This window comes from Asaia siamensis (assembly GCF_014635085.1).
GTDB classification, from domain to species: domain Bacteria; phylum Pseudomonadota; class Alphaproteobacteria; order Acetobacterales; family Acetobacteraceae; genus Asaia; species Asaia siamensis.
On sequence record NZ_BMCH01000001.1, the window covers coordinates 682629 to 705678 of the forward strand.

Below are 23050 nucleotides of genomic sequence, written 5' to 3' on the forward strand. Positions count from 1 at the left end.
CGTGTTCTTCTGCCATGCGAGGTTTGTCGCCGCACCCTCAGAAGCGAAGGAGATCGACGAATTGTTCTCAAACGTGTTTTCCGGGGCGCAGCAGCATGAGACGGTGTCGATGACCCATCAATCCTGCGATATCTCACTCAGGATGCTCGGTCCGCGATTGATTGTCATGGGACCGAGCAATAGCGGCAAATCGACGCTCTCGGTATTTATCGGAAGGCTTACGGGTCTTCCGGTCGTCCATCTCGATCTTTTGCGCCATGAAGTCGGCACCTTTGATAGGCTGCGCCCCCTGGTCGATTTCCATCACGATCATGCCCAGGCAATCGCCGCCCCTTCCTGGATTATCGACGGTAATTATTCATCCTGCCTCGATCAGCGTCTCGAACGCGCAACAGGCGTGATCCTGCTGGATGAAACGACCCGGAAAAGCCTGAAGCGCTATATTGGCCGATGCCTCGGCAGGAGTGGTCGCCATGGTGGTTGGGGTGCGCAACGCGAGCCTGTGCGGCTGTCGATGGTGAAACACATCCTCGGCCCGACGCGCTCGAACAGAAAGCGTTATCGCCTTTGGTTTGACTCCTGTTCCTTGCCGAAACTCTATCTTCCGACGTCGCAGGCTGTTGCAGCATTCTGTCAGAGAGAAGAGGCTCGGAATAGGGGGGATGGACTGCAGGAAAGCCGAGTTCATCGCCCGTTTCAATGACGTACGGGAGAGAAGCTCCGACCGGCAGGGAGCAATCGCGTCGTTCCTCTTGGCTTTCCCCTACGCAGTCTTCAGGTCATTCGATGCCCAGAGCGCAGAGATCAACCTGTATCGGCAATGAGAACCTTCGTTCACCTGCGTGTGCTAGGCGAGACGCGAACACCGCGTTTGGTGGGGCACAGACGTTCCTTGCTCAGACTACGATATCACGAATTAGGGGATAGCAGATGCCTTCCACTGATCTGGTCTGACACCTGCAAAAATGCTACGCACAGGACACGAGAATTGTTTCGTAGAGAGCTTGATGCAGCCAGATAATATTCAGCAGGAACAGTTCTCCAGAATAATACCCTTCTTGACCGGCCAGAAGGTGGCGGTACTGATACCTTGTTACAATGAGGAGGTAACCGTCGGAACTGTCGTGCGCGACATGCGAATGGCACTGCCTGATGCCGCTATCTATGTCTATGATAACAACTCGACAGATCATACCATTGCTAAAGCAAGCGAGGCCGGAGCCATCATCCGTCGTGAGCGCTTGCAGGGTAAAGGCCATGTCATCAGGCGGATGTTTGCCGATATCGAGGCCGATTTTTTTGTCCTGATTGATGGTGATGGCACATACGAGGCTGCGGCTGCGCCCAAAATGATCCGCCTGGCTTTGGAAAACGCTCACGACACGGTGATGGGTGTCCGTCTGCACGAGCGTGCGGAAGCTTATCGTGCGGGGCATGTTCTAGGCAACAAAGTGCTGACGGGGCTGGTCGTAAGGCTTTTCGGCCGTGGCCAGTCGGATATGCTTTCGGGCTACAGGCTGTTCAGTCGTCGTTTTGTCAAATCGTTCCCGGCAATTTCCTCCGGGTTCGAAACCGAAACCGAGTTGACCGTCCATGCCTTGCAACTCAACATGTCCATGGGTGAAGTATCGACACGCTATGTCGAGCGCCCTGAAGGCTCGTTTTCGAAACTCAATACCTATCGTGATGGCTTCAGGATACTTGGGACGATCATCAACCTGCTCAAGCAGGAACGTCCCTTCCTGTTCTTTGGGCTCATTGGTGTATGCCTTGCGTTAATTGGTGGCGTGACCGGCATGCGCTCAGTGCTGGATTTCATCGAAACGCACACGGTTCTGCATCTGCCTTCAGCGGTTCTGGCGACAGGGTTTGAGATCCTCGCGGCGTTGGCCCTGGTTTGCGGTGTTATTCTGAACAGCGTCGCGCTTGGTCGTCAGGAGGCAAAGCGACTGGCTTATCTGGCCCTGTCGGCACCTCCCAGGATCGAGTTTTAAAAAATTCAGGCTGTTCGATCACACAAGGTTGGGTGAACGGATTCAGCGCAGTGTCATCCCAATAGCCCGGAGCCCCAATTCTTGCGCTTATTCCTGAAAACCGGGCTGACAGTCCAGATGTCACTGCTCTACGTCTTTTTCGCCTCCTTGATGGCGATGGCATGTGTGCTGCTTACCCCTCCAGGCCAGACTCCTGATGAGCGCAATCACTTCGCAAGGCTTACGCAGATTTCACAGGGTGGATTTATTGCTATCAAAAAGGGCACCAAGGACGCCGGAGGGTATCTTCCCACAGGTATTCCGTCGGAATCGGAGCTGCTGAATTCGCTGCGCTTCAATCCAAAGGCCAAGGTGTCGAGTGAGGAGCTTCTTGCGCTCTCTGAAAGACATTGGTCTCGGGAAAAAACCTGGGTGTCTTTTCCCAATACGGCAATCTATGCGCCTATCACCTATCTTCCAGGGGCTCTTGCGACGTTCGTTGCCCGGCATACGCGAGCAACAATCCTGCAGACCAGCTACGCAATTCGAACGGTCAACGCGATCTGTGCGATAGCGCTATGCGCACTAGGTATGGCCTTGGCTCGTCGGGGCGCGCTCTATCTGGCTGTGCTTGCGAGCTTTCCAATGGTTGTAGCGCTCGGCGCCTCATGTTCGCAGGATGGTATACTTATCGGGCTTGCGATTGTTACGGCAGCGCTTCTCACTCGACTGGACACGATCAATCCTGGCTCTTCGCGTTTCTGGCTCGGCATGACATCGCTCTTTGCAATTCTTGCTGTCAGCAAGCCGCCCCTTCTTTTATGCAGCCTTATTCCGCTGGGTTATATGGCCCGTGCGCACAGGTGGCGCTATGTCCTGCCTTTCGCTGTGAGTTTGCTGGCATTTCTTTTCTGGCAGAAATTTGGTCTCAATCCGGCGAAGATACAATTCCTCGACGGCTCCGGCACTTCCGACAGCGGTCAGGTGCATTGGGTTCTGACTCATCCTGCAGCGCTTCCCGCACTCGCCCTGCATACGCTTCAAGCCCATATCAGGCACAATATTCATGAGTTTTTTGGGGTGCTGGGATGGCTCGATACAGTATTTCCGAATTGGTTTTATGGTATTTCTTATATCACGATTACCGCATCGTTCTATTTTTGTATCTATCCTGCCTTCCGCCACAAGAGCGTTCGTCAGTCTAATCGGGTAGTATTTCTTGCTATTTTTTTTGTCCTGCTAGCAATCGGCGCCGTCTATTTCTCGCTTTACGTCATCTGGACCCCAGTCGGTGCGCCCGTGATCGATGGTGTGCAGGGGCGTTATTTCCTGCCGATTGCGCCGTTTCTGGCGCTCATATTTCCCAAGGTCAGCGTTGAGGGGCAGGTAGCTTCTTCCCTTCGCATCCATCAGATTGCGATGCTGGCTCTGGGTCTCTTTCTTGCCATTGATATGGTCACGCTCACCTGCGTTCTGGCATCACGTTACTGGCTGGCGTGACGGAATAACGCCAGCAGGCATGAAAAAGCCCGGTGCGAGAGACCGGGCTTTTTTTATCGTCTGTCCAGAAAAGCGGCGAGAGCTGCAGGATAAAGCTGGTGTTCCTGCTCAAGCACACGGTGAGCCAGGCTCTGCTCGGTATCGCCTTCGAGCACCTTGACCCGGGCCTGAGCGAGAACAGGGCCTTCATCGACCCCATCCGTCACGAGATGTACCGTGCATCCATGCTCCGCATCGCCAGCGGCAAGCGCGCGGGCATGCGTGTCCAGACCCGGATAGGCCGGGAGAAGGCTCGGGTGGATATTCAGCATTCTGCCCTGCCAACGCCCAACCAGATAGGGCGTTAGCACGCGCATGTATCCTGCGAGGCAGATGACCTCCACGCCAGCGTCGAGCAGGGCCTTGTCGATAGCCTTTTCGTGGCCGTCGCGATCTTTCGGAAAGAGACGGTGATCGATGGCGACTGCTTCAAGCCCGGCTGCGCGCGCGGTCTCAAGGCCGGGCGCGTCGGGGTTGTTGCTGAGCACGAGGGCAATGCGCGCCGGATAATCCGGTCGCGCACAGGCCTCGATCAACGCGTTCATGTTGCTGCCACGCCCACTGATGAGAATGGCGATGGGCGTTTTTGTCATCAGGAGAAGTCGACCGTGCCATCGAGCGCGTAGCGCGGGCCATTCGCCATGATTTCACCGATGCGGTAGCCTTTTTCGCCGCGCTCTTCGAGCAGTGCCAGAACCTTGTCGGGCTCGGGCGTGACGAGAACCATACCGATACCGCAGTTGAAGACCTTGAGCATCTCGTCATGAGCGACATTGCCGGTCTGGGCCAACCAGCGGAAAACGGGCGGTACGGGCCAGCTGCCAGCCTCGATCTGCACACCCAGCCCTTCGGGCAGCACGCGAGGCAGATTGCCCGGCAGACCGCCACCCGTGATATGGGCGCAGCCATGCAGCAGACCGGCCTTGTGCAGGGCCATGACGGTTCGGACATAGAGAGCCGTCGGGCGCAGCAGGGCTTCGGCCAGCGTGCTACCGGGCTCGAACGGCGCTTCGCTGTTCCATTCAAGACCGCTCATGGTCTTGATGCTGCGTACGAGCGAATAGCCATTGGAATGCACGCCCGATGAGGGCAGGGCAATCAGGGCGTCGCCTTCAGCGATGCCCAAGGGAAGAAGGGCGCTGCGTTCTGCAGCGCCGACGCTGAACCCCGCCAGATCATAATGACCGGGGCCATACATGCCGGGCATTTCAGCAGTTTCGCCGCCAACCAGAGCGCAATCGGTGTCGCAGCAGGCTTGGGCAATGCCACGCACGACGCGGGCAGCATCTTCAACAGCGAGCTTGCCCGTGGCCAGATAGTCAAGGAAGAACAGGGGCTGCGCGCCCTGCACGACCAGATCATTGACGCACATGGCAACGAGATCGATGCCGACCGTATCATGCTGGCCGCTTTCGATGGCCACCATCAGCTTCGTGCCGACGCCATCGGTGCAGCTGACCAGAATAGGGTCGCTGAACCCGGCAGCCTTGAGGTCGAACAAGGCACCGAAGCCGCCGAGCCCACCCATGGTGCCCGGCCGGTCGGTCGATTTTGCAGCGGGTTTGATCGCCTCGACCAGCGCGTCACCGGCCTCGATGTCGACACCGGACTCGCGATAGCTCGCTGAAGGAGAGATTGGGTCGGTCATGCTGTCGCCTCGCTCGATAAACCTGGCCGGTTGCGTTACTATCCGCCCTTACTACTGGAGCCGACCCGGCTCGGAAAGGACCGGAACGGCTATTGGATGGACAAAGAGGCGCGAAATGACGGTTTGTTCCCCGGGAATGCGGCTCGGCAGCTCGCTTTGGCGCTGCGTCCGCCGCCGAGCGTAGCCGCACGTCACTTCGTCGCGGCCGCGTCGAATGCACAGGCGCGGCTCTGGCTCAACCAGACCGGATGGCCTGACAGGCGCCTTCTTCTCTGCGGGGCCGATAGCTGCGGCAAGACCCATCTGCTGCATATCTGGGCCGCACGACGCGGCGCGCGCGTGCTGGATGCCGCCAGTCTCGACCGCGCCGATATTGCCGCGTTGGCCGAAGCGCCTCCGGCTGCGCTGGCCCTTGACGCCATCGACCGGGTGACGTCCGAGCGGGCTTTGCTGCATCTGCTCAATCTGGCGCGCGAACATCGGATCACATTGTTGATGGCGGCGCGTGTTTCGCCCATGCGACAGGCGATCATCCTGCCCGATCTGGCCAGCCGCCTGCGCGCGGTCACAATCGTGCCGATTGCGTCGCCGGAAGATTCGCTGCGCTTTACCTTGCTGCTGCGCCTGATTGCCGAGCGGCAGATGATTGTGTCCAAGCCGATACTGGACTGGCTGCTGCGCCATCTGCCCCGCACGGGCGATGCCATCGTGACGGCTGTCGAGAGGCTCGATCAGGCCGGTTTGGCTCATGGTCGTCCGCTGACCCGGGCTCTTGCCAGAGAGGTGCTGTCCGGGCTGCTTGATGAGGGTGACGAGGAGACATTCTGCTGACGACGTCTTTGTGATGATTGGGTTAAGGGGTTTGACGTACTGCCTCTCCTGAGCCGATGCTGTATTTCTCATACGGTCAGAAACAGGGAACGCATCGCGTGACGTCGTCTTCGGAAAAAGAGTCAAAGGCTGCCTCGGTCAAGGCACCCCGAACTGCCCGAAACAGGCGTTCAAGTCCCGCCCGGGCGGCCAGGGCCGTGGCGCGTATTCCCGATCCGGGGATCGTGACCTCGCCTGCGCGATTCATCAATCGTGAACTCTCCTGGCTCGATTTCAACCAGCGTGTCATTGAAGAAGCCGAAAACAGCCGTCATCCTTTACTTGAGAGACTGCGCTTTCTGTCGATCAGCGCCAGTAATCTGGATGAATTCTATTCGGTTCGTGTTGCCGGGCTGGTCGGACAAGTGCGTGAGGGACTGGTCGTCCCTTCGGCTGATGGTCTTACACCCGCTCGCCAGCTGACGAGCGTCAGACGCAGTGCTGCCAAGCTTTTCGCCGCCCAGCAGCGCATCTGGCGTCTGTTGCGGGGCGAGCTGGCGCAGGCGGGTATTCGCCTGTGCACGCGCGATGAGCTGACCGAAGCCGAACGCGAAAGCATTGCCGCCAAATTCGAAGATGAAATCTATCCCGTTCTGACGCCGCTTGCGATCGATCCGTCTCATCCCATGCCTTTCATTCCCAATCTGGGAATGGCGCTGGCGCTGAGGCTGAATGACCCGTCCGTTCCCGGTTTTTCCATGGACGCGCTTATTCTTCTGCCGCAGCAGATCGATCGCTTCATTCGACTGCCAGCGCCGCATAAGGAAGAACCGGATATCCGTCCGGATGTGCGCTTTGTCCTGCTGGAAGACGTGATTCGTCTCCATATTACGCGGCTTTTCCCGGGCATGGAGATCGCCGAGGGCGGGGTGCTGCGTATCATTCGTGACTCGGATGTAGAATTCGAGGATGAGGCCGAAGACCTTGTCCTGTCCTATGAGACCGCGCTCAAGCAGCGCCGCCGTGGCGTCGGCATCCATCTGGCGCTCGATGCGTCCATTCCGGAAGGAATGGGGCGCGAGTTCGCTGAAGAGCTCGATGTTGCCAAGGATGACGTGGTCATCCAGCCCGACATAATCGGTGTCGTCGATCTCAAGCAGATGATCGTCTCTGATCGTCCTGATCTGCTGTTCAAGCCCTACACACCGCGTTTTCCCGAGCGCATTCGTGATTATGACGGCGATTGTTTTGCTGCGATCCGCGCCAAGGATATCGTGGTGCACCACCCCTTCGAGAGTTTCGACGTGGTGGTGCAGTTCCTCAAGCAGGCCGCGCTCGACCCCAATGTCGTGGCCATCAAGCAGACGCTTTATCGTACGTCCCGCGATAGCCCGATCGTACGCGCCCTGATCGAGGCGGCTGAGCTTGGCAAATCCGTGACCGCCATGGTCGAGTTGCGCGCGCGCTTTGATGAAGAAGCCAATATCCGCCTGGCACGCTCACTCGAATCGGCCGGGGTCCAGGTGGTGTTCGGTTTCACCCATCTGAAAACCCACGCCAAGCTGAGCCTCGTGGTGCGGCGTGAAGCTGGCGGGCTGCGCTCCTACGCCCATTTCGGCACGGGCAATTATCATCCCATCACCGCGCGTATCTATACCGACCTCTCTTTCTTCACCTGCGACCCACAGCTTGCAGGCGACTCGGCCAAGCTGTTCAACTACATGACCGGCTACGCCACGCCTGTGGACATGGAAGCGCTCGCTTTCGCTCCGATCACGCTGCGTGATACGCTGATGGATCTGATCGATGGCGAAATCGACCACGCCAAGGCAGGTCGTCCCGCCAAGATCTGGCTGAAGATGAACAGCCTTGTCGATCCGTCACTGATCGATGCGCTTTATCGCGCCTCGCGGGCAGGCGTGAAGGTGGTGGCCATCGTACGTGGTATCTGCTGCCTGCGTCCGGGCGTGCCCGGCCTTTCAGAGAATATCGAGATCCGTTCGATCGTAGGGCGGTTTCTGGAGCATGCGCGCATTTTCGCCTTCGGCAACGGGCATCGCATGCCCTCGCACAAGGCAAAGGTGTTCATTTCCTCGGCAGACTGGATGGGGCGGAACATGGACCGTCGTGTCGAGGCCATGGTGCCGATCTTCAATCCGACGGTTCATGCGCAGATACTGGGCCAGATCATGACAATGGACCTGCGCGATACGCTTCAAAGCTGGGTGCTTTCCTCACGAGGGGATTGGCACCGCGTGTCTCCGGGCGCTAATCCGTTCTCGGCGCATGAGTATTTCATGCACAACCCTTCGCTTTCCGGCCGTGGGTCGGCGGCGAGGGAAAAACCGCTGGACAAGGATGCGGGCCGACGCGAACGGCCCGAGCGCATCCGCGAAGATTGAGAAAGAGGGTAGAGTGACCGGTTCTGACGCGCCCCAAGGCCATCATCGCGCAGCCATCGTCGATCTCGGGTCGAATTCGGTTCGACTGGTTGTGTTCGAAGGTGTCACCCGCAACCCTGTCCCGATCTTCAACGAGAAGGCGACCTTGCGTCTGGGGCGCGGTCTGGAGCAGACGGGACGGCTCAATGAGGATGGTCTGCGCCTGTCGCGTGACGTCATGAGTCGGTTCAACGCCATTGCCCGCGCCATGGACGCCCATCCTTTCGAGGTGCTGGCCACGGCCGCAGTGCGTGATGCCAGCAATGGTCATGAATTTGTCGAGACCCTGCACGAATGCATGCCTGACGTGCCGATCCGCATCCTGTCGGGTGAGGAAGAGGCCGATTATGCTGCGACGGGTGTGCTCTGTGGTCTGCCTGATGCCGATGGTGTTGTGGCCGATATCGGCGGCGGGTCGCTTGAACTGATCCGCGTAGCCAATGGTCGCCATCATGAGGCCTGTACCAAGCCGCTCGGCGTGATTCGCCTTTCCGATCGTTCAGGAGGGGATCTCAAGCGGGCGCGTGAAGTAGTGGAAGCTGATCTCGACGATGTGGACTGGCTGCCTGCGCTCAAGGGCAAGCCGCTCTATCTCGTCGGCGGAGCGTTCCGCGCTCTGGCGCGATTGCAGATTGCGCGCACGCATTACCCGCTTAATATCGTCCATCTCTACACACTTGGTGCCGATGAGGCCCGTGAGATGGTGACATGGCTCATCGATACGCCGCGCAAGACGCTGGAGAAATTGCCGGGCTTTCCGCGCAAGCGACTAGATGATGTGCCTTTTTCGGCCACCGTTCTGCGTCGCCTGATGCGTATCGTGCAGCCATCGCAGATCATTTTCAGCGTCGATGGGCTCCGCGAGGGGTGGTATATGCGCAAGGTGGGTCAGGCTGTGGCCTCGCTCGATCCCTGCCGCGCGCTGGCCGATGAGGCGTCACAGCGTCTCAGCCGCAGCATGGAGCTTCCGGGCGATCTGGTACGCTGGACCGCGCCGCTCTTCCAGCATGAGACGCCCTCCGAAACGTCCCTGCGCGACATGGCCTGCCGCATGTCCGATATCGGGTCTTTCGATCACCCCGAATATCGGGCGGCCCAGACCTATCTGCGCGTGATGCGTATGCACGGTGTCGGCTTCGATCATCAGGCACGTGCTTTTGTCGCCATGACCCTGGCCGTACGCTATGAGGCCGACCCGGCCGATCCTTTGATGGAGGTTTCGCGTCGTTTGCTCGCACCCGATGATTGCGATCGCGCCATCCAGCTCGGCTTCGCGCTGCGTCTTGCCTATACGATTTGCGGTGGCACGGCAGCTCTCCTCAAGAACACGTCGCTCGCCATTGAAGACGGTACGCTCTGGCTGAGCCATGATTCACAAAGCAGTTTTGCAGCTGGTGGCGGTGTGAAGCGCAGACTGGATCGCCTCGCCCAGAGCATGACCCTGACGGCACAGACACGCACATGCTGATCGCCCGACTTCTGTCGCCTCTCGCAATTCTGGGCGGGGTTCTGGTTGCGGGTGTGTCTCACGCCTCGGCTGCCACCGTGGTGCACAAGGATCATGATCCTGATGCGCTCTGGAAGATCGTGCATCAGAAATGCGCGCAGGGCACGGCACCCTGCGCCGTCTATGATGAGTCGCGCCATATAGCGCTTCTGCATTCCATCGAAGGGCGTGGTCAGTATCTTCTGATCCCGACTGACAAGGTGGCCGGAATGGAGAGTGCAGCCCTGCTGCAGGCCAACCAGCCCAATTACTTTGCCGAAGCATGGTCGTATCGCGATCGGGTTGGTGCCTCCTACGGAACGCCGGTTCCCGAAACGATGCTTTCCCTGGCAATCAACTCGGCCAGAGGGCGTTCGCAGAACCAGTTGCATATCCATCTGGATTGCCTTGCGCCAGAAATACGGGCGACGCTGGACCGTGACGCGTCGCGCATTGGCTCCGACTGGGCGGTATTGCCGGACACGCTCGATGGTCACCGTTATCGGGCACGTTATCTGACCTCCCTTGATGCCTCGCCGTTTCTCGTTCTGGCGGCATCTCTCCGGCATCCGGAGACAGAGATGGGTGACCATACGCTCGTGGTGGCGCCTCTGCGTTCCGGCTATGTCCTGCTCGATGATGTGGCGCAGGGCAGCGATCGCGCTTCAGGCGAGGAATTGCAGGATCACGCCTGTCTCGCTGTGATGAAGGCCCCCGCCTCGAAAACGCGCTGATCGGTGAGGCTTCCGACAGGAGGCTGATCGAGAGCGGAGGTTTTTCCTTCAGATCAGTGCCTGAAGTGACAAGCCGATTTCCTGGGCGCTGTCAGCGAAGGCGCGACGGTAGCGCCATCTTTCTTTGAGGAGCGGCCTCGCCAATTGACGCGGTAACCCCCAGTTTGAGCGCTGTCGCTAAAGTTTTGTGCCCCCCTCCCGCAAGGCTATGCCGCTTGCGGGAGGGGGATGACGTGTCAGTCGATGGTCTTGAGAATGCGGCCGATGGTCTCGAAGATCCGGTCGATCTCATTCTTCTCAATGATCAGTGGCGGTGAAATGGCAAGAATATCGCCCGTGTAACGCAGCAGAAGCCCTTCATGGAAGGCGCGCTCGAATACCTCGAAAGCGCGCGTGGTCTTGGCGTTGCGAGGGGCCAGTTCGATACCGGCAACGAGACCTTCATTACGGATATCGACGACATGCGGCGCGTCGCGCAGCGAGTGGGCCGCTTCCTCGAAATAAGGCGAAAGCGCTGCGGCACGCTCAAAGAGACGCTCTTCGGCATAGGTATCGAGGGTGGCAATAGCGGCAGCGCAGGCAATCGGATGGGCCGAATAGGTGTAGCCATGGGGCAGGTCGATCGCTTCAAGCGGCCCCTGCATGAAGGCGTTGAAAATCTCGTCAGATACGATGTTGGCGCCCATCGGAATGGTGCCGTTGGTGATCCCTTTGGCGACGGTCATGATGTCAGGCACGACACCATATTTTTCTGCGGCAAAAGAAGCGCCAAGACGACCGAAGCCTGTGATCACCTCATCGAAAATCAGCACGATGCCATGCTTCGTGCAGATCTCGCGCAGGCGTTTGAGATAGCCTTTGGGTGCGGGCAGAACGCCGGTCGATCCGGCCATTGGCTCCACAATGACGGCAGCAATATTCGAGGCGTCATGTAGCGCCACGATCCGCTCCAGATCATCTGCCAGCTCGGCCCCATGCTCGGGCAGACCGCGCGAAAACGCGTTGCGACGGAGGTCGAGCGTATGGGGAAGGTGATCGACACCGGTCAGAAGCGAGCCGTAGAGCTTGCGGTTGCCAGAGATGCCACCAACAGAAATGCCGCCAAACCCGACACCATGATAGGCACGCTCGCGGCCAATCAGCCGGGTGCGGGTGCCTTCGCCCCGCAGACGGTGATAGGCAATGGCGATCTTGAGCGCGGTATCACCAGCTTCCGAACCGGAATTGCAGAAGAACACATGGTTCAGAGGATTCGGGGCGAGGCGGGCAATACGATCGGCCGCCTGGAAGGCGAGGGGATGACCCATCTGGAAAGCCGGAGCGAAATCGAGCGTTGCGACGGCTTTCTGCACGGCCTCGACGATGCGTGGCTGACCATGACCGGCATTGACGCACCAGAGCCCGGCGCAACCATCGAGCACTTCACGCCCTTTATCGTCACGATAATACATGCCTTTTGCAGAAACGAGCATGCGGGGTGAGTCGCGAAACTGGCGATTGGCCGTAAAAGGAAGCCAGAGGGCGTCGAGATTGCTGTCGGCGTTATGGGAATTCATGGCCTTCTTTCCGGCTCCTGTTGCGAGGTCACTCGGTAAAGTCGTGGCATGACCGGCACGATCTGAAAAGTAAGAAGAAGTTGCGTGAGCTTTAAATATTCTGGAGGCACGATGGCATCGCCGCGTATTGCATTATTCTCGCTCGCTGTTGGCGCTTTCGCGATTGGCACGACCGAGTTCACGCCGATGGGTCTGCTGCCCGTTATCGCGCAGGATCTGCATGTCAGTGTGCCCAAGGCCGGGGGGCTCGTCAGCGCCTATGCGTTTGGCGTCATGATCGGCGCGCCGATCATGACATTGCTTCTGGGGGCCATGTCGCGAAAGGCAGCGCTGATAGGGCTCATGGGGCTTTATATCATCGGCAATCTCGGTGCCGGGCTGAGCCACAGCTATGCGCTGCTCATGTTCTGGCGGGTTGTCACAAGCCTGTCTCACGGTGCGTTTTTCGGTCTTGGCGCAGTCGAAGCTTCGAGTGTCGTCGCGCCCGAGAAGCGGGCCTCAGCGGTTGCGTCCATGTTTCTGGGGCTGACCATCGCCAATATCTTTGGTGTGCCTGCTGCCACCTGGCTTGGGGACACGATGGGCTGGCGCAGCGCCTTTCTCGTGACAGCCCTGCTCGGCGCGCTGGCCGTTCTGGCGCTTTCCATCGCGCTTCCACCAAGAGGGCGTTCGCCCAAGCCCGATATCCTGGGTGAATTGCGTGTCCTGCTGGGCGGGGAAGTGCTGCTTGCTCTTACAGTCACGACACTCGGCGCCGGGATCATGTTCGTACTTTACACCTATATTGCGCCATTCCTGCACAGCATCACCCATGCCAGCGACGCGCTCGTCACGCTGGCACTGATGACCATCGGGGTAGGATTCAGCATCGGTGCTGCGCTCGGCGGGCGGCTTGCCGATCGCTCGACGCGCTTTGCCCTTCTGACCATGCTGCCGGTTCTCGGGGGGATCATGCTCGTTTACCCGATGCTTGCAGCCTCTTCCCTTGGCGCAATAGCCGGTATCCTGGTCTGGAGCGCGGCGTCTTTCGCCATCATGCCTGCGCTCCAGATGCGCACGATGCAGGCAGCGCATGAGGCGCCAGCCCTCGCATCCTCGGTCAATATCGGCGCGTTCAACCTCGGTAATGCACTTGGTGCCTGGCTGGGTGGCGCGGTGCTCTCACACGGTCTCGGCTACGGGGCGGTGTCGGTCAGTGGCACCGCCGTGGCGCTGGTCGCCTTCCTGATCGTGTTGTTTTACCGGCGCAAATCAGCTGCCTGACGGCGAGCCGGGGTCGAGTTGCCTGTCTGCAATGAACAAGGTCTGCAGCAGAACATTGGCCCCGGCAGCAATATCCTCGCGCGTGGCAGATTCACTTTCATTATGGCTTATGCCGCCAGCGCAGGGGACGAAGATCATGGTCGTCGGGACGATGCGGGCGAGATAGGCCGCGTCATGGCCTGCGCCCGAGGTGATCTCGCGTGACGGCAGATGTTGAGCGCGGGCTGCGAAGGAAACAGCGTCGATCAGGCGCTGGTCAAAATGCACGGCCGGCGAGTCCCATATTTCGCGAATACCGATGCTGACCCCGTATTCGCGCGACAGCGCCCCGGCGCGATCGCGGAAACTGTTTTCCATGGCAATGACGACATCATCATTCGGGTCACGCAGATCGACGCTGAAGATGACCTCTCCGGGAATGGTGTTGCGGCTGTTTGGCTTGACCGTCACCATGCCAACCGTCCCGACAGCGTGGGGCGGGCGATTGAGTGCGATCTCCTGTACGCTGGCCATGAGGCGTGAGGCCGCCTGGAGTGCATCGGCCCGCATGGTCATCGGTGTCGTGCCAGCATGGGAATCGCGACCCGTGACCGTCACCTCATACCAGCGCATGCCCTGCACACCGGTCACGACACCGATCGTGCAGTGCTCTGCTTCAAGCACAGGGCCTTGCTCGATATGCAGTTCAAGATAGGCGGCGAGAGGATGTTCGCCGCAGGGTTCGTCGCCTGCAGCCTCGATCGAGGCGAGTGCGGTGTCAAAGCGTTTGCCTTGCGCATCGACGCGACTTTTCGCAAAATCAGGTGTGAAGATCTTCGCGAAAACGCCAGAACTCAGCATGGCAGGCGCGAACCGTGCCCCCTCCTCATTGGTCCAGTTGACGATCTCGACAGGGTGGCGAAGGCGACGCCCGCTTTCCTTCAACGTACGCAGAACAGCAATGCCACCCAGCACGCCGATAATGCCATCGTATTTGCCACCTGTGGGCTGCGTATCGAGATGACTGCCGATTGCGATAGGGGCGAGGCCCGGCTCGGTGCCCTCGAAACGCGCAAACTGGTTGCCCATGTCGTCTGACGTGACTGTAGCCCCGAGTGCTTCGGCTGTCTGTGTAAACCAGTTTCGCACTTGCCGATCTTCGGCACTCAGGGCGAGGCGACAGAGTCCGCCTTTCTCGGTCGCGCCAAACTGCGCCGTCTCCATGATGTCATGCCAAAGAGCGTCTGAATCGATGGCGCTGTTGCCCATGAGGGTATGGTTCTGATCCGTCATGTCGTGATCCTTCCTCGATCCTCTGGTCGCATTCTGCTGCGTATCGTGCCTCACAGGCTACAGCGCCGGCTCTGCGCGTGAAACAGGCGTTTGTCTCGAGGAGCATAACTGACCGAGGGAGACGGACAACCGGGGAGAGGCTTCGAGGGGCGCTACGAACGCGTGAGCGTGATGTCGCGACCGGTGGTGGTCAAGGCGCCCCGAAAACCCGCCTTTCCTCACCCATAAAGACGCCGGTTGATAAGGCCGCATTCAAGGCTCAAAGGAAGCGGGCCAGAGTCGTGTTTTCTCAGGCAGTCTTGCGCAGGACGAGAGACAGAATGGTCTCGGCTGCGACCTGGAAATCGCTTTCCTCGAGCGTCTCTTTTTCGAGCAATGCCGTCACCTGCGGCTGCATGTCGGCATACCATTGGGTCATGGCCCACAGACAAAACAGGAAATGGGTCGGATCACCCTTGGGAATTTCTCCACGGGCCATCCATGTCTCGAAAGTTTCCTTGAAGGGATGGATCGCGTCGCGCAGCGTGGTCGAGAGATAATCGCCCAGATAGCGCGCCCCCCCAAGGATTTCATGCGCGAAAAGTCGTGACGCATGCGGATTGATGCGGGAAAAGGCGAGCTTCGACATGACATAGCCACGCAGCGCCGTATCAGCCGATGATTCGGGCCGGAGCCATGTCTCGCAATCGCCAAGCCATTCCTGCACGGTGCGGTGCAATACTTCTTGGTAAAGTATTTCCTTGGTAGAAAAATAATAGTGGATATTGGCTTTGGGTATGCCTGCTTCTCGGGCAACAGCGGCAATGCTGGCTCCAGTAAAGCCATGTTCAGAAAAGATTTTCCGGGCGGCATCCAATATGGTGACGACTGCTATTTCGCGCGGGACGCCCAAAACGAACTCCTGATTTCGATGAAACCTATCGCTTTCGGATAGTTTGTAATTGTGGTTTTTTCAAGTAGTTGCAAAGCTATTCGTTAAATTTTGATCGAAGCGACATTACACGTATCTGCGATCAAACCTGTTCCCGGGGCTGGACGTCTAGACGGGGATCTGTTTCACTTAACAAACGAGATTCCAATACCGTACCGGATTGGTATACCATAAAAGAGTGCTTTCAAGCGGTGGCGAAGAGCGAGGTTGCGCTCGTCGCTTCGGAAAGCAAAGATGAGGGTCAGACCGTAAGAGATCGTATGCAGGAGTTGGTCATCACGTGAGTTGTGCGACAGTTCAACCATGCCGGTCCGCGTTTGGGCGATGGCGTTCCGTGGGTAGGGGCGCGCTTATTGCCGCTATGCTTTGCGCTCCGGCTCTGGGCCCCGTCACTGCGCAGGCCGTGCCGGTCAATGTGGGCGATGCCGCCATTGCCGCAAAAGCCTATCATGATAGTGGCGCCTATGAGCGCGATTTTGCTTCGGTGATCCAGGAGGCGTCGGAATGGGTGCGCTTGCGCGCCGTGCATGTCAGCAGACCCGCCGTTGTTCTCGATATCGACGAGACGTCTCTGTCGAACTGGCCTGAAATAGCTGCCAACCAGTTTGCCTATTTTCGTGAGGGGCGATGCGACACGCTGCCCAAGGGGCCTTGTGGTGTCGAGGCATGGGAGCAGACGGCAAAGGCCGAAGCGTTTCCTGCCATGCTCGCCCTTTATGGGATGGCGCAGCAGCATGACGTTGCGGTGTTTTTCGTGACCGGTCGTTACGAGCATGAGCGCACCGAGACGGCCCAAAATCTCGAGGCGTCCGGCTATCACAACTGGGCTGGTCTGGTTCTGCGTACCGATGGAAGCCACACGGCTTCAGCGTCGGACTACAAGAGCGCAGCTCGCCAGAAAATCGAGCAGGACGGCTATCACATCATCGCCAATATCGGTGACCAGCCATCGGATCTTGCCGGTGGCTATGCCGAACGCGGTTTCCTTCTTCCCAATCCCTTCTATCGGGTCCCCTGACATGCAGAATGACGCGCTCAAAGCCCTCACCAGACAGGTTCATGAGGATCTCGAGAAAATCGCCTATGCCTCAGGGCCGTGGGTTTCGTCAGTTCTGACGCATCATGGCGAGCCGGTTCTTGATGTCGCAGTGATTGGTGGTGGTCAGGGCGGTCTGGCGACAAGCTTCGCCCTGCGTCGTATTGGTGTGCATAATGTGCGCGTGTTTGAGCGGGCCAAGCATGGCAAAGCAGGTCCATGGGTAACGTTCGCCCGGATGATTACCTTGCGTACGCCCAAGCATGTGACCGGGCCCGATCTGGGTATTCCATCTCTGACACCACGCTCATGGTTTGAGGCGCGCTACGGAGAAGCTGCCTGGGCCTCGCTCGACAAGATCGACCGACGCGACTGGCAGGCCTATCTCGACTGGTATAGCGAGACCCTTGCCTTGCCAGTGCAGCATGATCGTGAACTCGTCGATGTCGTGTGGCAGGACGGGTTGCTGCATCTCACCTTCCGGTCGCAGGATGGCGAAACCAGCAAGGTCTGGGCGCGTCGCATCGTGCTTGCGACCGGTATCGAGGGCAGCGGATCGTGGCATGTGCCCGAATTCATTCGTGAGTCGGTACCAGCCCATCTTTATGCCCATACGCATCAGGAAATCGACTTCGAAGCCCTGCGTGGCAAGCGGGTCGGCGTGCTGGGCGGCGGGGCGTCTGCGTTCGACAATGCCGCGACGGCGCTCGAAGCCGGGGCGCAATCGGTTGCTGTCTGTATCCGCCGCAAGACCCTGCCGCGCATCAACCCGTATCGCTGGATGGAAAATGCCGGGTTCCTCGGCCATTTTCCGTCGCTCCCGGATCTGACGCGCTGGCGTTTCATGCGTCGTATCTTCGATCTCAACCAGCCTCCGCCGCAGGATACGTTCTGGCGGTGCAGCCGTCATGACGGCTTCAGCTTTCATGGCGACACGCCCTGGCTCGATGCCCGTTGCGATGGAGAAACCGTGATCGTGAAAACGCCCCGTGGTGAAAAGACATTCGACTTTCTGATCATCGGTACGGGTTTTGTGATCGATTTCAGCAAGCGCCCCGAGACAGCCTCCTTCGCGTCCAATATCGCGCTCTGGGGTGATCGTTTTACCGCCCCGGCGGGAGAAGAGAGCGCTGTGCTCGATTCCTACCCCTATCTCAGCCCGCAAAGTCAGTTCCTGCCTCGTGATGCGGCGCATCCTGACGCCGCGATGCTGGGTGCGATCTATAATTTCACCTTCGCCGCGACGCCGAGCATGGGGCTTTCGGGCGCTTCGATCAGCGGCATGCGCTACGGCGTCGACAGGCTTGCCCGGGCGATTGCCTGCGATCTCTTCGTTCAGGATGGCGAAAAGCATCTTGAGAGCCTGCTCTCTTACGACACTGAAGAACTGGTCAGCCTCGGTCGACAGGGTGAGGAGCAGGCATGACGGCTGAAGAGCAACTCGTGGCGCGCGCCGCTGCGCTCGACCTGACCGTTCCAGAAGAATATCGTTCCGAGATCATGCGTAATCTGGCGCTTATCGGGCAGTATGAGGCGCTGGTAAACGCCGTCGATCTGCCTGAGCGGCTTGAACCAGCCTACGAGTATCATCCATGAGAGCGACGGAACTCGCGCGGGCGGTCAGAGCCGGAGAACGCTCCGCGGTTTCCGTCATCACGTTCTGTCTCGACCGGGTGATCGCGCGTGACGGGGCTCTCAATGCGGTCACGCGTCTGCTTGCCGAGCGGGCGATCGACCAGGCACGCCATATCGATGCGATCGTGGCCAGCGGGGGTGATCCCGGGCCTCTGGCTGGTGTGCCGTTCGGCATCAAGGACCTGTTCGATGTCGAGGGGCTTGTCACGACAGCGGGCTCACATGTGCTGGCCGATGAGCCTCCAGCCACTCAGGATGCACTGCTTGTACGCCGTCTGGTTGCGGCCGGTGCGATCCCGCTCGCCACCACCAATATGGATGAATTCGCTTACGGTTTTGCAACGGATAATGCGCATTACGGTCTGACTCACAACCCGCACGATACAACCCGCCTGGCAGGGGGGTCTTCGGGTGGGTCGGCTGCCGGTGTCGCTGCCGGATATTTTCCGCTCTCCCTTGGGTCGGACACGAATGGTTCCATCCGTGTTCCCGCGTCGCTCTGTGGTGTATGGGGATTGCGCGCGACACAGAACCTACTGCCGACCGAAGGGTCCTTTCCTTTCGTGGCCAGTCTCGACACGGTTGGACCCTTTACAGCCAGCGCTGGCGATATGCGCCTTATGATGGACGCGCTGACAGGCCAAACACTCGCCCGGGTCGACACGGACGGGCTGCGTCTGGCGCGGCTAGGCGGATGGTTTGCCACCGATGTATCGCCAGAAATGGAAGCGGCGCTTGCCGGGTTGTGTCGTGCTTTGAATGTCGGGCGTGAAATACAGCTTCCCGAGGTCGCCGCGGCCCGTGCGGCTGCTTTTGTCATCAGCGCTTCGGAAGGCGGCGGGCTGCACCTCGACCGGTTGCGTCGTCAGGCGGCGCTTTATGATCCTGCGGTGCGCGATCGCCTTCTCGCCGGGGCGCTTGTTCCGGCGCCGGTTGCGTTCAGGGCGCATAAGCTGCGTCGCTGGTTTCGTGACCGGATGCATGAGGCCTTCGAAGCAACGGATCTTCTGATCGCGCCTGCCGTCGTCGGTGAGGCACCGCGCATCGAGGCGCCGGTGCTCATGATCGGTGGCAAGGCGGTTCCGGCACGCGCCAATCTGGGTCTCTACACCCAGCCTCTCACACTGGCTGGGTTTCCGGTTCTCACTGTGCCGCTCGCGGTTGAGGGGCTGCCGCTCGGCGCGCAGATCATCGCGCCGCCGGGACGTGAAGACCGGCTGATCGCTTTCGGCGAAGCTCTTGAGCTATCGGGGCTGGCCCGTGCGCGAATTCTGGAGGATTGATGCTTTTCAGTGCGCGCTCCCGCAAGGGAATGGTGACCGCCCCGCATCATCTTGCCGCTCAGGCGGGAAGGGATATTCTCAGACAGGGCGGTAATGCCGTCGAGGCAGCCGTAGCCGTCGCGGCGACTCTCTCGGTTGTCTATCCGCATATGACGGGGCTGGGTGGAGACGGGTTCTGGATTATCCGCAGGCCTGACGGGGCCATGCTGGCGATTGATGCCTGTGGCAGACTGGCCCAGAACGCGACCCCCGAACTCTATAGCGGCCTTGATGCCGTGCCCTGGCGCGGCGGCCTGGCTGCCAATACAGTGGCGGGGACTGTTGCCGGATGGAGTCAGGCGCTTGCCTATGCAGGTGGCAGCCTGCCACTCACCACACTTCTAGCCGATGCCATCGACCATGCCGAGCATGGTATGGTGGTGACAGAAAGCATGGCCGGGCTCATGGCGGCGCATCTCGATGTGCTGAGCTACATGCCCAATTTCAGTGCGTTGTTTCTCCCCTCCGGTGATATGCCGATAGCGGGGAGCATCCATCGCAACCCGGCACTGGCGCGGACACTCAAGCGTCTCGCCACAGCAGGGCTGGGCGATTTCTATCACGGTAAACTCGCCGATCTGATTGCAGCAGAGCTTGCCGCCTGCGGTTCACCTGTCGGGCTCGACGATCTGAACCATCATGAAGCTGTAGTTTCAGCACCGCTCGAGACGCAGCTTCATCACGGACGGTTCTTCAACGTCAACCCACCCACGCAGGGGGCGGCGTCCCTCCTGATTCTGGCCCTTGCAGAGAGGCTTGGGGTGAAGGGGGCGGATACGGTCGAGGACATCCATCGCTGGGTCGAAGCCACCAAGGCTGCCTTCATCTGGCGTGATCAGAAGATCGCCGATCCGGCGATCATGGAGACGTCGCCTCAGGCTCTGCTGTCAGACAGCGCCGCCCTTGATGCCATGGCGGCCGGAATCGATCTGGATCGCGCGGCACCCTGGCCACATCCGGTCGAGCAGGGCGATACGACCTGGTTTGGTGTGATGGATGCTGAGGGCTGGTCGGTCAGCATGATCCAGAGCCTCTATTTCGAATTCGGGTCCGGGATTGTGCTGCCCGAGAGCGGGCTTGTCTGGCAGAATCGCGGGGCGAGTTTCGATCTCAGGCCCGGTCGCCTGCGCAGCCTCGTTCCCGGTCGCAAGCCTTTTCATACGCTCAACCCCGCCATGGCGGCGCTCAGTGACGGAAGCCTTCTGTCCTACGGCACAATGGGCGGCGAGGGGCAGCCCCAGACACAGGCGGCCATTGTGGCGCGCAATGTCATTGCCGGATTGAGCCTGCAGGAGGCGATTACCGCGCCGCGCTGGCTGTTGGGTCGCACCTGGGGTGAAACAACGACCACGCTCAAGATGGAAACGCGTTTCGCCCCGGAATTGCTCGACGGTCTGCGCGATCTTGGTCACGACGTCGAGAGTCTGACGCCTTTTGCCACGGCAATGGGTCATGCGGGTGCCATTCGGCGCTACGAGGACGGAACGCTCGAAGGCGCTACCGACCCGCGTAGCGACGGCGGCGTGGCGGCGCTGTAAGCCACAGAAGGGACAAAGGCATGAGAGAGGCTTATCCACGCGATCTTCTGGGCTATGGCGCCCATCCTCCCGAGGCGAACTGGCCCGACAAGGCGCGTATCGCCGTGCAGTTCGTGCTGAATTACGAAGAAGGCGCCGAGAATAACATTCTGCATGGCGATAACGGGTCTGAGGCTTTTCTCTCGGAGATGGTTGGCACTCGGTCGATTTCGGGTGCGCGATGCATGCAGATGGAGAGCCTATACGAATATGGCTCGCGCGCTGGTTTCTGGCGCCTGCATCGTCTTTTTACCGAAGCCGGTCTGCCCCTGACCGTTTTCGGTGTCGCCATGGCGCTCTCGCGTAACCCGGATGCCGTGGCGGCCATGCAGGCGGCAGGCTGGGAGATCGCCTCTCACGGACTGCGCTGGATCGACTATCAGGATATTCCTGAAGCTGAGGAGCGCAAGCATATCCGCGAGGCGATCAGGCTGCACAAGGAAGTCACGGGGTCAGCTCCCCTTGGCTGGTATCAGGGCCGCACCAGCCCCAACACGGCCAGGATCGTCGCGCAGGAGGGGGGCTTTGTTTATGACGCCGATTCCTACGCGGACGATCTGCCTTACTATGATCGCCGCTACGGCAAGGCACAGCTCATCGTGCCCTATACGCTCGATGTGAACGACATGAAGCTTGTGGCTCTCAACGGTTTTACCGAGGGCGAGCAGTTCTTCCGTTATCTGCGTGACAGCTTCGATATGCTCTATCAGGAAGGGGGGCGCATGATGTCCGTTGGTCTGCATTGCCGTCTGGCAGGGCGTCCGGCGCGTGCCCTGGCGCTGAAGCGCTTTCTGGATCATGTGCGAGCACATGACAATGTGTGGGTCGCAACGCGCCTCGATATAGCGCGTCACTGGCTGGAGCAGCACCCGGCATGATCGGCGCAGAGAACCGCGAGAATTTCGTCGCGCGATTCGGCGATCTCTATGAGTACAGCCCCTGGATCGTCGATGCCGCCTGGCCGCAGGCGCCCTTCGACAGCGCGCAGGCTTTCATCGAAGCGACGTCGCGTATCGTGCGTGAGGCGCCGTCTGACGGGCAGAAAGCCCTGGTAAAGGCACATCCCGAGCTTGCCAGAAAATTCGGTGTCGATCCTGATCTTGGAGCGCTTTCTGCTTCCGAGCAGGAAGGGGCCGGGCTCGACCGGCTGACCGAGGCTGAGTTCATCTCGTTCCGGGCATTGAATGATGCCTATCAGGCACGTTTCGACATGCCCTTCGTCATTTGCGTGCGTCGGGCCACGAAGGAGCGGATACGGCAGGAAATAGAACGGCGTCTCCAGCAGACGCCCGAGGCAGAGCTGGCCGAGGCGCTCGACCAGATCGATCAGATTGCCTTGTTGCGCCTGAAGGACAAGACAGGATCATGACCACACTCTCAACTCATGTTCTCGATACGGCAAGCGGCCGTCCCGCTGCAGGAATGCGTGTGACATTGCTGCATGACGACCGCGTTCTCTTTTCCGGTGTGACGGATAGCGATGGACGTTGCGCCGAATTGAAGGCCATTGGTGTCACCGCAGGCGCTTATGTGCTGCGCTTTGCCGTAGCTGCATATTTCAGGGCGCATGGGCATATTTTGCCGGAACCTCCTTTTCTGGACGAGGTGCAGATCGATTTCGGCATGACAGGCGCGGGTCATTATCACGTGCCGCTCCTGGTCTCGCCCTTCGGCTACTCGACCTACCGCGGAAGCTGAGAACTGACGGCCTTCAAGCGGTAGCGGCATCAGGCGTGAAAAAGGGGAAGAAGGGGTCGTGACCTTTTTTTCCTTTTTTTGCGGTGTTCCTGATGTCGCGCGACGCAATTGTCGGGAGAGTGCGTCAAT

At 59.5% G+C, this 23050-nt stretch carries 21 protein-coding genes; 16 read left to right on the forward strand and 5 right to left on the reverse strand.

The features are described from left to right. The first annotated feature begins 61 nt into the window (after window positions 1–61). The 3 genes from IEV53_RS02895 to IEV53_RS02905 all read left to right on the forward strand — a co-directional run bounded on the left by IEV53_RS02895 (window position 62) and on the right by IEV53_RS02905 (window position 3473). Window positions 62–703 (forward strand): P-loop NTPase family protein, encoded by a 642-nt coding sequence (locus IEV53_RS02895; RefSeq protein ID WP_229719495.1) that lies wholly within the window; start codon window positions 62–64, stop codon window positions 701–703. A 262-nt stretch (window positions 704–965) separates the two neighbouring features. Continuing rightward, on the forward strand, window positions 966–1994 hold the full coding sequence (locus IEV53_RS02900; protein WP_229719496.1) for a glycosyltransferase: 1029 nt from the start codon (window positions 966–968) through the stop codon (window positions 1992–1994). 117 nt (window positions 1995–2111) lie between these two features. Continuing rightward, complete coding sequence (locus IEV53_RS02905) at window positions 2112–3473, forward strand: DUF2142 domain-containing protein (RefSeq protein WP_188425246.1); 1362 nt, start codon at window positions 2112–2114, stop codon at window positions 3471–3473. 53 nt (window positions 3474–3526) lie between these two features. Here the strand turns inward: IEV53_RS02905 and purN are convergent, their stop codons facing one another. Further along, window positions 3527–4108 (reverse strand): phosphoribosylglycinamide formyltransferase, encoded by a 582-nt coding sequence (purN, locus tag IEV53_RS02910; protein ID WP_188425417.1) that lies wholly within the window; start codon window positions 4106–4108, stop codon window positions 3527–3529. Further along, entirely contained in the window at window positions 4105–5160 is a 1056-nt protein-coding gene (gene purM / locus IEV53_RS02915) for a phosphoribosylformylglycinamidine cyclo-ligase (protein ID WP_188425247.1), read from the reverse strand. Before purM ends, purN begins: the two co-directional genes overlap by 4 nt. 96 nt (window positions 5161–5256) lie before the next feature. On the opposite strand from purM, the gene IEV53_RS02920 reads away from it, so the two are divergent. The 4 genes from IEV53_RS02920 to IEV53_RS02935 are packed head-to-tail and all read left to right on the forward strand — an operon-like array spanning window position 5257 to window position 10631. Further along, on the forward strand, window positions 5257–5991 hold the full coding sequence (locus IEV53_RS02920; protein WP_229719497.1) for an HdaA/DnaA family protein: 735 nt from the start codon (window positions 5257–5259) through the stop codon (window positions 5989–5991). 56 nt (window positions 5992–6047) lie between these two features. Beyond that, window positions 6048–8372: an RNA degradosome polyphosphate kinase gene (locus tag IEV53_RS02925; protein WP_188425248.1), complete on the forward strand. Its 2325-nt coding sequence runs from the start codon at window positions 6048–6050 to the stop codon at window positions 8370–8372. Then, entirely contained in the window at window positions 8329–9879 is a 1551-nt protein-coding gene (locus tag IEV53_RS02930) for a Ppx/GppA phosphatase family protein (protein ID WP_188425249.1), read from the forward strand. Before IEV53_RS02925 ends, IEV53_RS02930 begins: the two co-directional genes overlap by 44 nt. Further along, the gene (locus IEV53_RS02935; protein ID WP_188425250.1) at window positions 9873–10631 is read left to right on the forward strand and encodes a CDP-diacylglycerol diphosphatase; all 759 of its coding nucleotides are present in this window, start codon (window positions 9873–9875) and stop codon (window positions 10629–10631) included. The genes IEV53_RS02930 and IEV53_RS02935 overlap by 7 nt, the downstream gene beginning before the upstream one ends. A gap of 236 nt (window positions 10632–10867) precedes the next feature. Here IEV53_RS02935 and IEV53_RS02940 read toward each other — a convergent pair whose 3' ends face one another. After that, complete coding sequence (locus tag IEV53_RS02940) at window positions 10868–12187, reverse strand: aspartate aminotransferase family protein (RefSeq protein WP_188425251.1); 1320 nt, start codon at window positions 12185–12187, stop codon at window positions 10868–10870. Between the two features lie 111 nt (window positions 12188–12298). Here IEV53_RS02940 and IEV53_RS02945 point away from each other — a divergent pair, with 111 nt between their 5' ends. Next, window positions 12299–13450 carry an MFS transporter gene (locus IEV53_RS02945; protein ID WP_188425252.1) on the forward strand — a complete coding sequence of 384 codons (1152 nt, stop codon included), beginning with the start codon at window positions 12299–12301 and terminating at the stop codon, window positions 13448–13450. On the opposite strand, the gene IEV53_RS02950 is transcribed toward IEV53_RS02945, so the two are convergent. Both IEV53_RS02950 and IEV53_RS02955 read right to left on the reverse strand, forming a co-directional pair. Further along, a complete protein-coding gene (locus IEV53_RS02950) occupies window positions 13439–14722 on the reverse strand; it encodes a M20 family metallo-hydrolase (RefSeq protein ID WP_229719499.1) in 1284 nt (427 codons plus the stop codon). The two genes, IEV53_RS02945 and IEV53_RS02950, sit on opposite strands and share 12 nt — an antisense overlap. Window positions 14723–15011: 289 nt before the next feature. Continuing rightward, complete coding sequence (locus tag IEV53_RS02955) at window positions 15012–15614, reverse strand: TetR/AcrR family transcriptional regulator (protein ID WP_188425253.1); 603 nt, start codon at window positions 15612–15614, stop codon at window positions 15012–15014. A 373-nt stretch (window positions 15615–15987) separates the two neighbouring features. Between IEV53_RS02955 and IEV53_RS02960 the strand changes: the two genes are divergently transcribed. From IEV53_RS02960 to uraH, 8 genes are read left to right on the forward strand one after another with little or no spacing between them, the layout of a single operon-like run. Beyond that, window positions 15988–16671, forward strand: a complete 684-nt coding sequence (locus IEV53_RS02960) for an HAD family acid phosphatase (protein WP_188425254.1) — start codon at window positions 15988–15990, stop codon at window positions 16669–16671. 1 nt (window position 16672) lies between these two features. Beyond that, a complete protein-coding gene (locus tag IEV53_RS02965; RefSeq protein ID WP_188425255.1) occupies window positions 16673–18115 on the forward strand; it encodes an NAD(P)-binding domain-containing protein in 1443 nt (480 codons plus the stop codon). After that, the gene (locus tag IEV53_RS02970) at window positions 18112–18285 is read left to right on the forward strand and encodes an AtzG-like protein (RefSeq protein WP_188425256.1); all 174 of its coding nucleotides are present in this window, start codon (window positions 18112–18114) and stop codon (window positions 18283–18285) included. Before IEV53_RS02965 ends, IEV53_RS02970 begins: the two co-directional genes overlap by 4 nt. Next, entirely contained in the window at window positions 18282–19607 is a 1326-nt protein-coding gene (locus IEV53_RS02975) for an AtzE family amidohydrolase (RefSeq protein WP_188425257.1), read from the forward strand. Before IEV53_RS02970 ends, IEV53_RS02975 begins: the two co-directional genes overlap by 4 nt. Further along, window positions 19607–21184 carry a gamma-glutamyltransferase family protein gene (locus tag IEV53_RS02980; RefSeq protein ID WP_188425258.1) on the forward strand — a complete coding sequence of 526 codons (1578 nt, stop codon included), beginning with the start codon at window positions 19607–19609 and terminating at the stop codon, window positions 21182–21184. The genes IEV53_RS02975 and IEV53_RS02980 overlap by 1 nt, the downstream gene beginning before the upstream one ends. 20 nt (window positions 21185–21204) lie before the next feature. Beyond that, the gene (gene puuE, locus IEV53_RS02985; protein ID WP_188425259.1) at window positions 21205–22101 is read left to right on the forward strand and encodes an allantoinase PuuE; all 897 of its coding nucleotides are present in this window, start codon (window positions 21205–21207) and stop codon (window positions 22099–22101) included. Further along, window positions 22098–22592 carry a 2-oxo-4-hydroxy-4-carboxy-5-ureidoimidazoline decarboxylase gene (gene uraD / locus IEV53_RS02990; protein ID WP_188425260.1) on the forward strand — a complete coding sequence of 165 codons (495 nt, stop codon included), beginning with the start codon at window positions 22098–22100 and terminating at the stop codon, window positions 22590–22592. The genes puuE and uraD overlap by 4 nt, the downstream gene beginning before the upstream one ends. Then, entirely contained in the window at window positions 22589–22921 is a 333-nt protein-coding gene (uraH, locus tag IEV53_RS02995; RefSeq protein WP_188425261.1) for a hydroxyisourate hydrolase, read from the forward strand. Before uraD ends, uraH begins: the two co-directional genes overlap by 4 nt. The last annotated feature ends 129 nt before the right edge of the window (window positions 22922–23050 follow it).

Excerpts from the sequence above, each read along its gene's own strand:
- IEV53_RS02920 (WP_229719497.1), top strand. The coding sequence starts at position 5,257 with ATGGACAAAGAGGCGCGAAATGACGGTTTGTTCCCCGGGAATGCGGCT.
- IEV53_RS02945 (WP_188425252.1), top strand. The coding sequence starts at position 12,299 with ATGGCATCGCCGCGTATTGCATTATTCTCGCTCGCTGTTGGCGCTTTC.
- IEV53_RS02935 (WP_188425250.1), top strand. The coding sequence starts at position 9,873 with ATGCTGATCGCCCGACTTCTGTCGCCTCTCGCAATTCTGGGCGGGGTT.
- IEV53_RS02950 (WP_229719499.1), bottom strand. The coding sequence starts at position 14,722 with ATGACGGATCAGAACCATACCCTCATGGGCAACAGCGCCATCGATTCA.
- IEV53_RS02900 (WP_229719496.1), top strand. The coding sequence starts at position 966 with ATGCTACGCACAGGACACGAGAATTGTTTCGTAGAGAGCTTGATGCAG.
- IEV53_RS02975 (WP_188425257.1), top strand. The coding sequence starts at position 18,282 with ATGAGAGCGACGGAACTCGCGCGGGCGGTCAGAGCCGGAGAACGCTCC.
- IEV53_RS02925 (WP_188425248.1), top strand. The coding sequence starts at position 6,048 with ATGCTGTATTTCTCATACGGTCAGAAACAGGGAACGCATCGCGTGACG.
- IEV53_RS02970 (WP_188425256.1), top strand. The coding sequence starts at position 18,112 with ATGACGGCTGAAGAGCAACTCGTGGCGCGCGCCGCTGCGCTCGACCTG.
- IEV53_RS02980 (WP_188425258.1), top strand. The coding sequence starts at position 19,607 with ATGCTTTTCAGTGCGCGCTCCCGCAAGGGAATGGTGACCGCCCCGCAT.
- puuE (WP_188425259.1), top strand. The coding sequence starts at position 21,205 with ATGAGAGAGGCTTATCCACGCGATCTTCTGGGCTATGGCGCCCATCCT.
- purM (WP_188425247.1), bottom strand. The coding sequence starts at position 5,160 with ATGACCGACCCAATCTCTCCTTCAGCGAGCTATCGCGAGTCCGGTGTC.
- IEV53_RS02965 (WP_188425255.1), top strand. The coding sequence starts at position 16,673 with ATGCAGAATGACGCGCTCAAAGCCCTCACCAGACAGGTTCATGAGGAT.
- IEV53_RS02940 (WP_188425251.1), bottom strand. The coding sequence starts at position 12,187 with ATGAATTCCCATAACGCCGACAGCAATCTCGACGCCCTCTGGCTTCCT.
- IEV53_RS02905 (WP_188425246.1), top strand. The coding sequence starts at position 2,112 with ATGTCACTGCTCTACGTCTTTTTCGCCTCCTTGATGGCGATGGCATGT.
- uraH (WP_188425261.1), top strand. The coding sequence starts at position 22,589 with ATGACCACACTCTCAACTCATGTTCTCGATACGGCAAGCGGCCGTCCC.
- uraD (WP_188425260.1), top strand. The coding sequence starts at position 22,098 with ATGATCGGCGCAGAGAACCGCGAGAATTTCGTCGCGCGATTCGGCGAT.
- IEV53_RS02930 (WP_188425249.1), top strand. The coding sequence starts at position 8,329 with ATGCGGGCCGACGCGAACGGCCCGAGCGCATCCGCGAAGATTGAGAAA.